The organism is Cyanobacteria bacterium FACHB-DQ100 (assembly GCA_014695195.1).
In the GTDB taxonomy this organism is placed as follows: Bacteria; Cyanobacteriota; Cyanobacteriia; order Leptolyngbyales; family Leptolyngbyaceae; genus Leptolyngbya.
Map to the genome: position 1 here is coordinate 712750 of JACJNW010000028.1, position 15175 is coordinate 727924.

Here is a 15175-nt window from a genome sequence, read left to right on the forward strand (position 1 = left end):
AAGTAACGATGTTCGCTAGGACTGTTTCTGTTCTTTTTCCGTTGATGATTCTTGCGGGCGCTCGAATGTCGCTTCATTTACCGGAGTCACGTCTTGATCATCCCGACTGAAATCCGGTTCTGTGGGTGTATTGCCTGGATCTGAATCAATCAAACCGTTTTGGTTCGTATTGGTTTTTGTAGGGCTAGATCTATGGCTAAAAGAGTCTGGCATGATTTTTTCGCAAATAGTGTATCCCTCTATTCAATTAAGGTTTAGAGAAGCAAAATCTGTCGGAAGAAGGGTTAGTGTAAAGTTTCGTATCTATCCTGAATTCGCCTTTTGGGCCGGAGGGACTAACCCAACTACAGAGGGTAGGTCATTGGGCGCACGGCATAGTAGAGGAACCTAGAGATGAACAGTGATGACTAGTTCCATGTTTCAGCCGCGCACCCTTCTCCAGCACGTGAATCCGTTCTTAACTCAGTTCAAAACAGACCTGTGGGAGTTTGGTAATCTAGCTTGGCTATTTGCAATCATTGATCGCACCATCACTGCCTTTATCAACGGTCTCCCTTCTGCCGTTGATCTAGCGCAGATTTTTATGGTGAGTGTTCTTGCATTTGGCTGGCTGATTCTCAGCCCCGATCCCGATACGATGGCGTTAAAGCTGTACGATCGCTTCCAGCCCGTATTTTCGCAGCCTCCATCGGCTCCAGATCTCCCAACCATTGAGCGATTACAGCGATTCGGCTATCAGCAATCATTCCCGTGGCGGGGCTGGAAAGTGCATCACACCGTTTTTCCGAATCCGAAAAGCCAAGTCCCTCTGATCTTTGTGCATGGTTTTGGCGGCTCGATCGGGCATTGGCGGCAAAATATGTCTGCGCTATCGAAGGATCACAGTGTTTACGCTTTGGATTTATTAGGATTCGGCGCGTCGGATAAACCTGACATTCGCTACTCGATCGATTTGTGGGTCGATCAGGTTTATGAGTTTTGGCGCTCTTGCATTGGTCAAGGCAAGCCTGTGATCTTAGTGGGAAATTCGATCGGGTCGCTGGTTTGCTCCGTTGCAGCCGCAAGACATCCTGAAATGGTGCGGGGTGTGGCAATGGTTAGCTTGCCGGATACCGCAAGTCATCATGAAACAATGCCGGCTGTGATGCGCCCGATCGTGCAGTTCCTTCAAACGATCTTCATTTCTTCTTGGCTGCTGTACCCCTTGTTTCATGTGCTGCGTCATCCTCAAGTGATTCGTCGCTGGGTCGCGGTCGCTTATGCAGGCAAAGAAGCCATTACCGATGAACTGCTCGAAATCTTGACGAAGCCAGCGCGTGAACGCGATTCAGCCCGCGCCTTCTGTGCGATTCTCAAAGCAATGGTGCACCCCAAGTTTAGTCCGAGTGTGCGATCGATTCTCAGCAACATTCGCACTCCGGTTCTACTTTTGTGGGGCAAACAAGACCGCATGATTCCGGCTGCTTCTGCGCGTCAATTCCTTAAATACAATCCCAACTTGCAGCTTGTTGAATTAGACAATGCGGGACACTGCGCCCATGATGAATGCCCAGAGCGCGTCAATGCTGAATTAGTGAATTGGATTCAAAGCGAAATTATCAATCCAGCCCCCCGCACAAAAATCCTGATTCACGGAGCTTAGGCACGATAAAATCAAACTGATTACTTGGTTCAGTGGAACCTTTGGGAGTGGGGAAATGGCGTTAATTGTTCAGAAATATGGGGGAACATCGGTCGGAACGGTCGAACGGATTCAAGCAGTTGCACAACGAGTCAAAAAAACGGTTGAAGCTGGCAATTCTGTGGTTGTGGTCGTTTCGGCAATGGGAAAAACCACAGACGGCTTAGTGAAATTGGCAACTGAAATCTCGGCAATGCCGAACCGTCGCGAGATGGATATGCTGTTATCGACCGGAGAACAAGTGTCGATCGCGCTGCTGAGTATGGCACTCCAAGAAGCCGGACAGCCGGCGATTTCGATGACCGGCGCTCAAGTTGGGATTCTCACCGAAGCGCACCACACCCGCGCCCGCATTCTGAAAATTGAAACCGATCGCATCGAGCGCCATTTACAACGCGGAGAAGTCGTGGTCGTTGCTGGATTCCAAGGCATCAGCAGCACCGAAAACTGGGAGATTACAACCCTCGGACGCGGCGGGTCGGATACTTCTGCGGTGGCGTTAGCGGCAGCATTAAAGGCAGATTTCTGCGAAATTTACACAGATGTTCCCGGTATTCTGACGGCTGATCCGCGCTTGGTCGAAGATGCTCAACTGATGAGCGAAATTACTTGTGATGAAATGCTAGAGCTTGCTAGCTTAGGCGCGAAAGTGCTGCATCCTCGTGCCGTTGAGATTGCGCGAAACTATGGAATGCCGCTGGTGGTGCGATCGAGTTGGACAGATGATCCGGGCACTTGGGTACGCTCTCCGCAACCGCAATCGCGATCGCTCGAAGGCTTGGAAATTGCGCGTCCGGTGGATGCGGTTGAATTCGATACGGATCAAGCGAAGGTGGCTCTGCTGCGGGTTCCCGATCGTCCGGGTGTGGCAGCAAAATTATTCGGTGAAATTTCCAGTCAGAAACTCGATGTTGATCTGATTATTCAATCGATTCACGAAGGCAATTCTAATGATATTGCTTTCACGGTTGTCAAAAATTCTCTCACTCGTGCCGAAGCCGTTGCCAATGCAATCATTCCAGCATTAACCGCAGGATATTCGCTCTCAGCGGAACTCGCTCCGGACGTGATGATTCAGCAAAAGATCGCGAAAGTGACGATCGCGGGTGCAGGCATGATCGGTCGTCCGGGTGTTGCCGCGCAGATGTTCTCAACTTTAGCGGATGCAGGCATCAACATTCAGATGATCTCAACCTCTGAGGTCAAAGTCAGTTGTGTGGTTGATGAGGCGGATTGCGATCGCGCGATCTCTGCACTTTGCAAAGTCTTCGAGATCTCACAATCGGGAATCAAATCGCCTGTTGCGATCGTGCCCAATTCCGCTGCAGTCCGAGGCGTGGCGCTCGATCTGAAGCAAGCACAGGTCGCCGTTCGCCACATTCCCGATCGTCCCGGTATGGCAGCGAAGATCTTCCAACTGCTGGCAGGGCAAAATATCAGCGTTGACATGATTATTCAGTCGCAGCGATGCCGCATGATTGATGGCGTGATGACGCGGGATATTGCGTTTACTGTGGCGCAAATGGACGCGGAGAATGCAAGACAAGCGCTGGAAGCCGCGCGATCGGAGATTGGGTATGGGGAAGTCGTGGTCGATAGCGCGATCGCCAAAGTCAGCATTGTGGGTTCAGGCATGGTGGGACAACCGGGAATCGCGGCGCGAATGTTTGAATCGCTTTATCAGCACAAAATTAACATTCAGATGATTGCAACCTCTGAGATTAAAGTCAGTTGTGTTGTGGCAGAAGATCAAGGTGTGATGGCACTGCAAGCGATTCACGCAGCATTTGACTTGGCGGGAACCGAGCGGATTCAGGTGTCTGCTTAGTTCTTTAGAATGCAAGCGGTATCTAGCACAGTCACATTATTGGGAGATGCGATCGCACATTTCCCAATAATGTTCTGCATCGCCGGAACTCGACCTGCCTTTAATGTGGCGATCGCACTGCTGACATTCGGCTCAAACAATCGAAACCAGCGATAACTTCTCAAATAATCGGGTGCAAACGCATTGGCATCGAGTAACCAATGTGTGAGTTTGTATTGTTGAATCAACTGTTTGGCAGGTTCTAAGCTTTCACTATATTGAGCCTCGATTAAGTCGATCGCCCGTTTTCTCATCGGCAAGTAGTAGCCCAAATGAAACGGAACCGCATACTCTTGTGCAGTGAGCGTCGATCGTAAAGACATCATCGGTAAATTATTACCATCTTCACCGAGATAAGCCGTTAGCGTCGATTTCGGAGTTGTCTTGAGAAACTCATACAATGCTGGGTGCTTACCAGCGACATAGCCTGTATTGGGAAAATCGCGCCAAGCCAAATGCGGATAGAGCAGCATCGCACCACTAAGAACAATCAGCACTCCAATTCGCCAAGACCTCAAGCGCTGAAGACCGATCGCAATCACAATTCCCGCCGCGATCGCCATCGCAATTCGCCAGCTATGCGTCGTGTAACGACTAGGAAAATGCAGCTTCACAAACAGGGCATGAGCCAGGAAAAACCCGATCAATCCGGTGCCTGCAAGCTGCGGCAACAAAATCCAATCCGGCTTTAACGCTTGCAATTGGGAAAAGCGATCGCGATAACGTACCAGCAATGGCAACACTAACCCCAGTCCAATCAGCGGCGGATTAAACGAAATCTGGAATCCGCTATCGGTGCCATCAAACCAGAACCGCAGCGGATTCGGATGAAAAAACGGCAACCGTCCTCCAGGCTGAAATTCTGGCATCAATCGTGCCTGAGCCGCATTCACAGTCGGTGCAAACTCCGACTGACTCAACACATACGGCAACAACAGCGCGATCGTCACTCCTAAAATGATCCATTCCATCCGCTCCGATCGTCGCTTCAACAATCCCCACGCCCCGCGCACCCCAAGCCACAGCCCGATCAACACCGCCGCCAGCGGACAGACTAATCCCATGACTGCAACACAAAGTGCCATCGCAAGCCAAGCACGTTTGACAAAATAGTACAGAAACGCAGTCAGCAACAGCGCCCAAAACGATCGCGGCGAAGCCGAAGCCAAATCATCGCGCTGCCAACAACTTTGCAACAAAATCACACTGCTGAAAAATCCAGCGATCGGCACGGGAAATAATGCCAGCGTCAACCGATAGCCGTACCACACCAGCAGCAAACTCAACCCCGCAGGCAGCAATTTACTCATCAACACAGGTGCAAGTCCAAGCTGCGTCCCGATCCAATACAGCATCCCCAATCCCCAAGGGGTGACGGAATGAAAATACTTTGCCATCCAATCCTTCGGAAACACTTCCGGATCGACAAATCGCTGCATCCAAATCAAGTAAACCCGCACATCATCTTGAATGACGATCGGGGCTGAAAATGCTTCCCGCATCGCCAATCCCGCATAAAATACCGCAATTCCCCAGCTCAAATACAGCCAGAGAACCGAAAGATTTTTGCGAGAACCTTGAGCCTTCATGCCGCGTTACCCTGTATTGCCCTCCTCACAATACTGGACGATCAACCCACAATTATTCAGATCACCGGATAAATTAAGCACCTAAAGTTTTGAAGAGAGGTTTAAGCATCAAAGCTTCATAAGAGGTTTTAATAAAGTTCTCCGTACAATTGCTGACAAGGGTTCGGTTTTTACCGATAAAAGGATGGAGCGCTGCCTTTGGCGATGACGCTCTACCCGTAATCCCTTTCTTAATTTTTTAACTTTATGGCTGGCATTACCCAACTCCAGAAACCAGAATACGTATACTTTGGCGGGAAAATTTCCCGTTGGGAAGACGCAAATTTTCACATCTCTAGTGAAGCAGTGTTACGCGGTCTAAATGTCTTTGAAGGTCTAAAAGGCTATTGGCAACCCGACGGACGGTTTGGAATTGTGGCCATGCGGCGACATTACGAGCGCTTGCGTCGATCGGCAAAAATCCTCTACATCCCGTTCGACATGAACTATGAGGAATTTGAGAAAGCACATCACGATTTGGTGAAACTTCTCTATCAGCGCGATCGCAATATGTGGATTCGCTCCACTCTCTACGGAGATGAAGGTTTCTGGGGAGAAGGTAGCACGAGCAACCTAGTTCTGACTGCCTACCACACCCCAACGAAGCGCCCCGATCCGATCGATCTCGGTGTGACTCCATGGAAACGCGGCACCGATTTAGCGCTGCCTTGTCGCGTCAAGACCAGCACGAACTATCAAGTTGCTCGCTTGGTGAAGATCGAAGGACGCGATCGGGGTTACTCGGACATGATTATTCTCAACCAAGCTGGACGAGTTGCGGAAACTACGCAGACCTGCGTATTAGTGGTACGGGATGGTAAAGTCTTCACGCCACCCACTTGGGAAGGAGCGCTGGAAAGTATCACGGTTGACATCATTGAAAGCCTGTGTAAATCGATGGGAATTCCGTTTGAGCGTCGCCCGATCGAGCGCACCGAGCTTTTGATTGCGGATGAAGTTGCGCTGGCGGGAACGCTGGCAGAAATCACCCCTGTTCGCTCGATTGAAACGACTCAGTACGGCGAAACTCCGATTATCAATGCGATTAGCGATCGCTTTTTCGATGCAGCTTTAGGAATCGATCCGCACCCTGCGGTTGATTTTTCATTTGTTCCAGCTCAGCGTAAAACTGCATTTGCGTCGATCGAATGCACAGGTGCAGCGTGAGATTGATAGCAGTTTCCTGAGTCCAGTGTGAAAGTAGGGGGATAGGGCAAAATTTACGCCCTTTCTTCCTCCAGCACTTTTATAAATCAGTTGGACAGCAGAATTAGCATCATTCAACGAATTAGAGGCACGTTTTTTTTGTATGCTGAGTCAGCTAGACGGATTTAAGCCGATCATTAGGACTCAGATGGCATGTCGATCGCAAAAGTTCTGATTATTGCAGAAGAACCCTGGATTACGCTTGATCTCAAATATCGTTTGCAGCGCTTGGGATATAAAACTATCGTTGCATCCAAATCGTTGACCTTACAGGATGTGATCGATGCTGAGCAACCAGATCTGGTGTTGCTAGAAAAGCAAAAAGTTGAGAGTGAAACAGTTGGCACGATCGAAGCGGCTGATCTACCTATCATTTGCTTCAACGCAGAAAGCCAGCCGTTTGAAATTCCGATCGATCTGCCCTGTCTGGCTTATCCCTATCAAGAGAACCTGCTCGACGCAGCGATTCGCGCAAACTTGCGTCACCACCGCATCCAAACCCAGTTAGCCCAGCAGTTAAGCGACAACCAGAAACAAATCGAGCTTTTGCATACCGTTGAACATGAACTCCGCGATCCGCTTAGCTCCCTGCTAATTACCTTAGATTGGATCGAGCTAATGGAACAAGCAGAACAGTCGCCCCAATCGCTGCAAAAGCTCGATCACTTAGCCCTGGCGCGAAACTCGGTACAACATATCGCTGAGCTGCTCGATCGTACTTCGCTGGTTTGCCGTTGTCAGGCTGGAAAACTGTCTTGGGAACCCGTTTGGATTGATTTAGGTGAATTTTGCCAAGACTTAATTGCTGAGATTGAGCAGCTATACAGTAATGCAAACATTGATTTTGTTTGTCTATCTGCTCACCCAATGATCGAGTTTGATGAAATGACGCTACGACAGATTCTTAGCAATTTACTGACCAATGCAGTGAAATATTCACAGGACAGTAGCCCGATCTATTTAAGCCTGACTCGCAATACTAATCATGTGATCTTCCAAGTTCAGGATCGCGGGATTGGAATTTCGGAAGCCGATCGAGCGCTAATTTTTACCCCCCTGTACCGTGGATCAAATGTTAAAGAGATTCCAGGGACAGGTATGGGATTGGCGATCGTGCATCAATTGGTGTCAGCCGCTAGAGGCAGCGTCACCGTTGAGAGCACACCGACGGTCGGCAGTACCTTCACGGTGACACTCCCACTGTCTTTATGAAAAAGTCTCATGAAAAAAGCCTTTGCAGAGTTGCAAAGGCTGAATGAAAAATTAGATTGAACAGTCTACGCGGCGATCGTCACAGGTACTTCTGCACGACGAATAACCACTTGCTGATCTTCATCGACATCCGCGATCGCGGTATCTCCCGATTGAATTTGTCCCGCTAAGAAGGCTTCCGCCAAACTATCTTCAAGCAACCTAGAGATTGCACGACGCAACGGGCGCGCGCCATAGCTGGGGTTGTAACCGTCTACCACGACGCGCTCCTTGAAGAGATCGCTGACTTCGAGAGTAATGCCTTGCTCTGCAATTCGGACTGCAGCTTCTTGAATCATCAAGTCGGCAATCTGAACCACTTCGCTGCGAGTCAACTGACGGAAGACAATAATCTCATCGACACGGTTGAGAAACTCCGGTCGGAAATATTGCTTCAACTCGTCGTTGACTAAAGTGCGGATGCGATTGTACTGCGCTGACTCAGCCGAACCGCCACTAAACTCAAAGCCTAAGCCACTGCCACCTTTCTCGATCACTTTCGAGCCTAAGTTCGAGGTCATAATCACGAGCGTGTTCTTGAAGCTGACAGTACGACCTTTAGCATCCGTGAGCCGCCCATCATCTAAAAGTTGCAGCATCATGTTGAACACATCCGGGTGAGCTTTTTCGACTTCATCGAACAGAATCACCGTGTACGGATTACGGCGAACGGCTTCAGTCAGTTGTCCACCTTCGTCATACCCGATATATCCAGGAGGCGAACCGATCAGCTTAGAAACCGTGTGCGATTCCATGTACTCAGACATATCGAGGCGAATCATCGCATCTTCAGAACCAAATACCGCTGCTGCTAGGGCTTTCGCAAGTTCCGTTTTACCGACTCCGGTAGGCCCTGAGAAAATAAACGACGCGATCGGACGATTCGGATCTTGCAGCCCAACCCGCGATCGCTTCACGGCTCTCGCTACGGCAGTCACGGCTTCATCTTGTCCAATTACTCGCTGATGCAGCACTTCATCTAAGTGCAACAACATCGCAGATTCAGATTCAGTCAGCTTGCTCACCGGAATGTTCATCCAGGAAGAAATCACCTGCGCGATATCCTCTTCAGTCACAGTCGGAAGCTCAGAGGTCGGAACATCTGTCGCTAATTGCCGTTCGAGTTCGATTTCTCGATCGCGCAATTGACCCGCTTTATCAAAGTCCTGAGCCGCTACGGTCGCTTGCTTTTCTTTCTGAACCTGCCGCAGTTCTTTCTTCAGCGCTTTTAATGCTGGATTAGTATTCCGCAACCGCACCAAAGAACCTGCTTCGTCGATTAAGTCGATCGCTTTATCCGGCATGAATCGATCGGTAATATAGCGATCGGCTAGCTTCGCTGCCGCTTCGACCGCTGCATCTTCGATTTGCAATTGATGGTGCTGTTCGTAACGCTCGCGCAATCCGCGCAAGATGTCGATCGTTTCTTCGACCGTCGGTTCTCCCACCATGACAGGCTGGAATCGCCGTTCTAGCGCTGCATCTTTCTCAATATGCTGGCGATATTCATCCAGCGTCGTCGCACCGATACATTGGAGTGCGCCCCGTGCTAGAGCGGGCTTCATCAAGTTTGCAGCATCCATTCCGCCGCCGGTCGAGCCTGCACCCACTAGCGTATGAATTTCATCGATCACCAAAATAATGTTGCCGGACTGCTGCACTTCATCGAGGATCTGCTTCATTCGTTCCTCAAACTCACCCCGGAAGCGCGTTCCTGCCAACAATGAACCCATATCAAGCTGCACCACTTGCTTACCTTGCAGCAAGTCGGGAACCGCTTGATCATAAATGCGTTGAGCTAATCCTTCGGCGATCGCGGTCTTACCGACTCCAGGTTCACCCACTAAAACAGGATTGTTCTTCGAGCGGCGACCCAGGATTTGAATTACGCGATCGAGTTCTTTTTGCCGTCCGATCATCGGATCGAGCTTACCTTCTGCGGCTCTTTGCGTCAGATCGGTGCCAAACTCATTCAGCGCAGGCGTTTTATTAGAAGATGCCGCTTTGCGGGGAGCGGCGGGCTTCGTTGCACCGACAAGTTCAGTTTGAGCGAGATCGACTTCAGCGCGAATCTCGTCTAGATTCAAGTTCAACTGCTTCAGTACCTTGATCGCGACACCCTGGTTATCGTCGATCAAGGACAACAGAATATGCTCTGATCGCACATAGCGCATTCCCATCATCTGGGCTTGTTGCAGCGCACGTTCAAGAATTTGGCGCGTTTTGGGCGTAAAGGGAAGTTCTCCAAACGACGAGCCAGATCCGCGACCGACAATTTTTTCCACTTCTGAGCGCCCAGCTTCGAGTGCGGCTCCCAGCTTATTTAAAACCAATGCTGCGATCGTGTCATCTTGTCTGAGCAAGCCCAGCAAAATCGCTTCTGTTCCCACGGCGTTTTGCCGAAGCCGACGGGCTTCTTCCTGAGCAAACATGATGGTCTCAATCGCCTGATCGGTGAAGTATTCAAACATCGGGCTTTCTCCACTATGCGAGGTCTGTGCTGTCGCCTTGTAAAGGGTTGTGCAGCAACAGAGAGCTACGAACTAAGTTAGTTGTAAACTTTCCTGTAGTTCTTTCACCCACTCTAGCGGGGGAATCTCGATCGCAGCGAGGGAGGATAACCGTCAAAAAGCAGAGACAACCGTACTAGGTCGAGAGACGGAGAGGAGCGAGTAGAAAAGATGATTTCTCTTCTCGCTTTCAGGCGCGATCGTCTTCGGAGATGTCGGTTTCTTCGGGTTTAGTCAAGCCTTCTTTGAAGTTACGAAGGGTTTTACCAAACGTTCCACCCAGTTCAGGAATTTTCTTTGGGCCAAAAATCAGTAGGGCAACGGCGCAGATGACTCCGATTTCGACCCAGCCCAAGTTAAACATAATGTCTCTCCGATGCAATGTTTTTAATGTAGCGGTTTAGGGGACAGGTTTGATACGGGATTGATAGAGTTTGCGTGAGAATTGCCGCTTCGTTTAGGGCGATTGTGCCCCATTTGGGGCTTATCGCTGCGCGACTCCATCTTCTCTCGCGGCGCGTTGAACCGCTGCTGCAACCACGGTCGCCACTCGTTGATCAAACACCGAAGGAACGATGTGTTCACGATCGAGATCGTCCGTCTTAATCAAAGACGCGATTGCCAGCGCTGCTTGTAAATACATATTTGTAGTAAAGGCAGAAGCCCGACAATCCAGCGCACCCCGGAACACACCCGGAAACGCCAGCACATTATTGATTTGATTCGGATAGTCGCTGCGTCCGGTTGCCATCACGGCTACATCGTCTTTCACCAGTTCGGGCTGAATTTCGGGGATCGGATTCGCCATTGCAAAGACGATCGGATTAGTTGCCATCGCCCGCACCATTTCAGGCGTAACTACTCCAGGCGCACTCACTCCTAAAAAGACATCTGCTCCCTTCATCGCGTCGGCAAGCTTTCCAGATTGTTCGACCGCAAAGGTGCGTTTTTGATCGTTTAAGTCGGCACGATCGAGCGAAAGAATCCCTTTTGAGTCACACATCACAATCCGGTTTGCCCCGTTCTTTTTCAGAAGAGTGGCGATCGCCACTCCGGCTGCTCCTGCCCCGTTAATCACAATCTGCACCTCTGACATGGCTTTTTTGACTAATTTCAACGCATTCGTCAAAGCAGCAAGGGTGACGATCGCGGTTCCATGCTGGTCGTCGTGAAACACTGGAATATTTAATTCTTGCTGAAGTCGCGCCTCAATTTCAAAACAGCGAGGAGCCGCAATATCTTCCAGATTCACACCGCCAAACACCGGAGCAATTCGCTTCACTGTTTCCACGATTTCATCCGTGTCTTGAGTCGCCAAACAAATCGGAAACGCATCAATTTCTCCGAACTCCTTAAATAACATCGCCTTGCCTTCCATCACCGGCATCGATGCTTCCGCCCCCAGATTTCCCAAGCCCAAAACCGCACTGCCATCCGTGACGATCGCCACCATATTTTGCTTGATTGTCAGTTCGTAAACTCGATTCGGGTCTTGCGCGATCGCCGTACAAATCCTCCCCACACCGGGAGTGTACGCCATCGCGAGATCTGCCTGCCCTCGGAGGGGAATCTTACTAACAACACTGATTTTGCCGCCCCGGTGCAGCGTGAAGGTGCGATCATACACTTCCAGCACTTTAATATGAGGCAATTGTTTGACCGCCTGCACGATCGTTTCTGCGTGTTCGGTGCTGGCAGCATCGACTGTAATATCGCGCATCGAAATATCCCGCGATTGTTCGATCAGATCAATCTGCCCCAAACTACCACCGCGCGCCGAAATCACTTGAATCACACTAGCAAGCATTCCCGGACGATTGGGAACCTGAAACCGAATCGTCAAGCTAAAACTGGAATTGGGAGTAAGAAGGTCTGACATGAGTAAAATCTGGGTGATTTGCGACTCGGCAAATCTTACCGCACTTGAGGGTCAGGAATTGTAAAAAGCGAACGACTAGGACTAGAACCCATGCCAAGTTTGTACACCGAAATCGATATTCGTGCAGCACGATCGCAAGTGTGGCAAATTCTCATTGCCAAAGAGCGCTGGAAATATTGGAATACCTTTTTATATGACTGTGATCCCTCACTGCCGTTTATTCAGGGGCGCGATGTTGCGCTCTCGCTGCTGCGCGTACCGGGAGAAGAAGAAATTCAATTTCGCCCGATCGTCACATTGGTTCAGCCTGATTACTGTCTTAAGTGGCTCTCAACGATTCCAGGTTTGCGAAACGAGCACGTTTTAGAGCTTCAGGACGTGGGCGTGAATCAAACGCGGTTTTTCTATCGACAGAATTTCTCTGGTACGCTGGCTCGGTTTTTGATGCCTTTTATTCGGCAGGATGAGCGCCAAGGCATTCAGCGAATGGCATGGGAACTGAAGCAGTACGCCGAGCATCAGAGCAAATCTGCTCGGTTCAACCGCTGAGGAGACGATCGCGCTGTGTTCTCGCTTCTAGAAAGTTCGGGTTAAAGCTGAGCGCAGTATCGAAAGACGCGATCGCCTGCTGTTGCTGTCCAATGCGGCTCAGAACGATACCGCGCCTGTACCAAACTTTGTCGCTTTCGGGATTGAGAGCCAGGGCTTGATCGTAGCTGTCGATCGCGCACTGAAGCAGTCCCAATTGATAGAGGGCATTTCCTTGACTGTGCCAACCTTCATCGAGGTCAGGGCGGATCTTCAACACCTGCTCATAGCTCTTCAAAGCTTCCTTGTAGCGTCCTAAACGGTAAAGCAGATTGCCTTGATTGTAGTGAGCTGCAGAGAAATAAGGGCGCAAGATGAGGGCGCGGTTGTAGCTCTCGATCGCGTCCTCGAAGCGCTTCAGGTGCGTCAACACGATGCCTCGGTTGTACCAAGCTTTGGGATAACTGGGCTTGAGTTTTAGGGTTTCTTCGTAGCTGTAGAGAGCTTCGTAGATTGATCCGATCTTGAGTAAAGCGTTACCACGGTTGTACCAGACCTTGTAATTTGTGCCGCAAAGCTTGAGGGCTTGATCGTAGCAAGCGATCGCCTCCGCATGACGCTCAAGCTTAGAGAGCGCCACGCCTTGTAAATTCCAGGCGAGTTCGTGATCCGGCTTGAGCAAAATTGATTCTTTAAAGCTAGCGATCGCGCTGTCGTATTGCCGTAGTTGATAAAAAACTTTCCCGCGCTCAAGCCAAGCGATCGCTGCACTCGGCTGCTGCTGCAGAAGCTGATCGAGTGCAGCGATCGCCTCGTCGTAGATTCCCGCTTTGCTAAATTGCTGCGCTTGTTGAAGGTAAATTTCAGACTGAGGATCAACAGGATCGGTCATAACAAACTAGAACGCAAGGCCCGACTTAGTATGGACAGCAAAAATGCTCAACCCCCTGCTTCTCCAAAAGAAAAGCAGATGAGCCTAACCAGTTCTCATCTGCTTTCGCAATGCTTGATGATGAAGCTGCTTTAGACTTTAAGCGGCTCTTCTTGAAGCGATCGCGCGATCGGCGTTTCGACGGGGGCTGAGGTCGTATTGGTAATCAATCGCGCTCCTCGTCCGCGAGTGATGTAGCTCCAAGTCCAGTGAATCATCACGACAAGCTTGTTATTAAACTCGATCAGGAAGTAGATGTGAGCCACAATCCAGATAAACCAAGCAATGAAACCAGACAAGTGAATTCCACTCAGGTTGGCAACGGCGGCATTCTGCCCGATCACCGCAAGGCTACCAAAATCTTTGTAGCTAAATGCAGAGAGCGATCGACCTTGTAATCTTGCTTGAATCAGTCTGGCAACGTATTTTCCTTCCTGCATTGCCACAGGTGCAACTCCTGGATAAGGCTTGCCTTCAGGATCAGCACAGTGCGCCAAATCGCCAATGATAAAAACATTCGGATGGTTCGGAACGCTTAAGTCTGAATTGACCATGACGCGACCCACCCGATCAAGCGATGCGCCTGTGCGCTCAGAAATCACGCGACCGACACCAGATGCTTTCACCCCTGCTGCCCACAGAATCGTTTTTGCCGAAATCGTTTCGCATTGGTCGTTGTATTCGATCTTCAGCGTTTCGCCCTCGATCTGCGTCACTTTGGTTTTAGTCAGTACCGTAACACCCAATTTTGTCAGCGATTCTGCTGCTTTTGCAGACAGCTCAGCCGGGTAAGGCGGCAGTACGCGATCTAACCCTTCGATTAATAAGATCCGGGCTTCGGTCGTATCAATGCTGCGGAAATCATGCTTGAGCGTATTGTTTGCCAGTTCCGCGATCGCGCCTGCTAACTCAACGCCCGTTGGGCCGCCGCCGACCACGACAAAGGTAAGGAGCGCTCTACGCTTTTCGGGATCGGTTTCTTTTTCTGCTGCCTCAAATGCCATGAAGATCCGGCGGCGCATCTCGATCGCGTCTTCCACGGTTTTTAAGCCGGGTGCGGTATCTTTCCACTGGTCATTGCCGAAGTAGTGATGGCTGACTCCAGTGGCAACGATTAGCGAGTCGTAAGGAATTAATCCCTGATTTGTCTTAACGTGCTGAGTTTCGGGATCGATGTCGATCGCTTCTTCCATGAGCACTTTGGCGTTTTTCTGACGGCTGAGGATCGAGCGCAGAGGCGCAGAAATGTCAGAAGGAGAGAGGCTTCCGGTAGCAACTTGGTAGAGGAGCGGCTGGAATAGATGGAAATTACGTTTATCAATCAGGGTCACATCAATATCAGCGCGGTTGAGATTTTGAGCAGCATATAAGCCCCCAAATCCACCTCCGATAATGACCACACGATGCTTGGGCAGGTTCGTCACTGGTTCCATAGGTTGTCAACAATGCTTATGTGGGCAGGCAAGGCTAGGAAGAATGCACTCGAACGGATAAAGCAGTCCGAAAAGCCAAGTGATAGGGTGATAACGTTCAACTCATCGATCTCGGTTCCTCGCTCCTCGTTCAAAAATGCCCGATCTCTACTTCAGTGTACTTAGCCTGATCGTAAATTTGTGACAGATTGTAACCGAATTTGGAAGATTTTACTATAGCGTCATAATTTGCTGATATTTGAGCGACTTTCTTCATCTCTA

Annotated in this window: 12 protein-coding genes; 5 read left to right on the forward strand and 7 right to left on the reverse strand. The window is 50.1% G+C overall.

Features of this window, described 5'->3' with window-relative positions:
* Positions 1–15 precede the first annotated feature (15 nt).
* On the reverse strand, positions 16–213 hold the full coding sequence (locus H6F51_14475; GenBank protein ID MBD1823689.1) for a hypothetical protein: 198 nt from the start codon (positions 211–213) through the stop codon (positions 16–18).
* Positions 214–415: 202 nt separating this feature from the next.
* Here H6F51_14475 and H6F51_14480 point away from each other — a divergent pair, with 202 nt between their 5' ends.
* Positions 416–1642 (forward strand): alpha/beta fold hydrolase, encoded by a 1227-nt coding sequence (locus tag H6F51_14480; GenBank protein ID MBD1823690.1) that lies wholly within the window; start codon positions 416–418, stop codon positions 1640–1642.
* Positions 1643–1697: 55 nt separating this feature from the next.
* The gene (locus H6F51_14485; GenBank protein ID MBD1823691.1) at positions 1698–3509 is read left to right on the forward strand and encodes an aspartate kinase; all 1812 of its coding nucleotides are present in this window, start codon (positions 1698–1700) and stop codon (positions 3507–3509) included.
* On the opposite strand, the gene H6F51_14490 is transcribed toward H6F51_14485, so the two are convergent.
* Positions 3506–5137, reverse strand: coding sequence for a hypothetical protein (locus H6F51_14490; GenBank protein MBD1823692.1), 1632 nt, complete (start codon positions 5135–5137; stop codon positions 3506–3508). The genes H6F51_14485 and H6F51_14490 overlap by 4 nt on opposite strands.
* A gap of 246 nt (positions 5138–5383) precedes the next feature.
* Here H6F51_14490 and H6F51_14495 point away from each other — a divergent pair, with 246 nt between their 5' ends.
* The gene (locus H6F51_14495; GenBank protein ID MBD1823693.1) at positions 5384–6343 is read left to right on the forward strand and encodes an aminotransferase class IV; all 960 of its coding nucleotides are present in this window, start codon (positions 5384–5386) and stop codon (positions 6341–6343) included.
* Positions 6344–6535: 192 nt separating this feature from the next.
* Complete coding sequence (locus H6F51_14500; GenBank protein ID MBD1823694.1) at positions 6536–7594, forward strand: hypothetical protein; 1059 nt, start codon at positions 6536–6538, stop codon at positions 7592–7594.
* Between the two features lie 65 nt (positions 7595–7659).
* On the opposite strand, the gene H6F51_14505 is transcribed toward H6F51_14500, so the two are convergent.
* The 3 genes from H6F51_14505 to H6F51_14515 form a co-directional block, all read right to left on the reverse strand.
* The gene (locus H6F51_14505; protein MBD1823695.1) at positions 7660–10104 is read right to left on the reverse strand and encodes an ATP-dependent Clp protease ATP-binding subunit; all 2445 of its coding nucleotides are present in this window, start codon (positions 10102–10104) and stop codon (positions 7660–7662) included.
* Positions 10105–10333: 229 nt separating this feature from the next.
* Positions 10334–10507: a twin-arginine translocase TatA/TatE family subunit gene (gene tatA / locus H6F51_14510; protein ID MBD1823696.1), complete on the reverse strand. Its 174-nt coding sequence runs from the start codon at positions 10505–10507 to the stop codon at positions 10334–10336.
* Between the two features lie 120 nt (positions 10508–10627).
* Complete coding sequence (locus tag H6F51_14515) at positions 10628–12022, reverse strand: ACT domain-containing protein (GenBank protein ID MBD1823697.1); 1395 nt, start codon at positions 12020–12022, stop codon at positions 10628–10630.
* A 90-nt stretch (positions 12023–12112) separates the two neighbouring features.
* On the opposite strand from H6F51_14515, the gene H6F51_14520 reads away from it, so the two are divergent.
* Positions 12113–12571 (forward strand): SRPBCC domain-containing protein, encoded by a 459-nt coding sequence (locus H6F51_14520; GenBank protein MBD1823698.1) that lies wholly within the window; start codon positions 12113–12115, stop codon positions 12569–12571.
* On the opposite strand, the gene H6F51_14525 is transcribed toward H6F51_14520, so the two are convergent.
* Positions 12561–13442 (reverse strand): tetratricopeptide repeat protein, encoded by an 882-nt coding sequence (locus H6F51_14525; GenBank protein MBD1823699.1) that lies wholly within the window; start codon positions 13440–13442, stop codon positions 12561–12563. The two genes, H6F51_14520 and H6F51_14525, sit on opposite strands and share 11 nt — an antisense overlap.
* A gap of 131 nt (positions 13443–13573) precedes the next feature.
* Positions 13574–14914, reverse strand: a complete 1341-nt coding sequence (locus H6F51_14530) for an NAD(P)/FAD-dependent oxidoreductase (GenBank protein ID MBD1823700.1) — start codon at positions 14912–14914, stop codon at positions 13574–13576.
* Positions 14915–15175: the final 261 nt, after the last annotated feature.

What these genes read in the sequence shown, in the direction of transcription:
- H6F51_14495 (MBD1823693.1), top strand. Translation starts at nt 5,384, where the DNA reads ATGGCTGGCATTACCCAACTCCAGAAACCAGAATACGTATACTTTGGC.
- H6F51_14500 (MBD1823694.1), top strand. Translation starts at nt 6,536, where the DNA reads ATGTCGATCGCAAAAGTTCTGATTATTGCAGAAGAACCCTGGATTACG.
- H6F51_14480 (MBD1823690.1), top strand. Translation starts at nt 416, where the DNA reads ATGTTTCAGCCGCGCACCCTTCTCCAGCACGTGAATCCGTTCTTAACT.
- tatA (MBD1823696.1), bottom strand. Translation starts at nt 10,507, where the DNA reads ATGTTTAACTTGGGCTGGGTCGAAATCGGAGTCATCTGCGCCGTTGCC.
- H6F51_14525 (MBD1823699.1), bottom strand. Translation starts at nt 13,442, where the DNA reads ATGACCGATCCTGTTGATCCTCAGTCTGAAATTTACCTTCAACAAGCG.
- H6F51_14475 (MBD1823689.1), bottom strand. Translation starts at nt 213, where the DNA reads ATGCCAGACTCTTTTAGCCATAGATCTAGCCCTACAAAAACCAATACG.
- H6F51_14515 (MBD1823697.1), bottom strand. Translation starts at nt 12,022, where the DNA reads ATGTCAGACCTTCTTACTCCCAATTCCAGTTTTAGCTTGACGATTCGG.
- H6F51_14505 (MBD1823695.1), bottom strand. Translation starts at nt 10,104, where the DNA reads ATGTTTGAATACTTCACCGATCAGGCGATTGAGACCATCATGTTTGCT.
- H6F51_14530 (MBD1823700.1), bottom strand. Translation starts at nt 14,914, where the DNA reads ATGGAACCAGTGACGAACCTGCCCAAGCATCGTGTGGTCATTATCGGA.
- H6F51_14485 (MBD1823691.1), top strand. Translation starts at nt 1,698, where the DNA reads ATGGCGTTAATTGTTCAGAAATATGGGGGAACATCGGTCGGAACGGTC.
- H6F51_14520 (MBD1823698.1), top strand. Translation starts at nt 12,113, where the DNA reads ATGCCAAGTTTGTACACCGAAATCGATATTCGTGCAGCACGATCGCAA.
- H6F51_14490 (MBD1823692.1), bottom strand. Translation starts at nt 5,137, where the DNA reads ATGAAGGCTCAAGGTTCTCGCAAAAATCTTTCGGTTCTCTGGCTGTAT.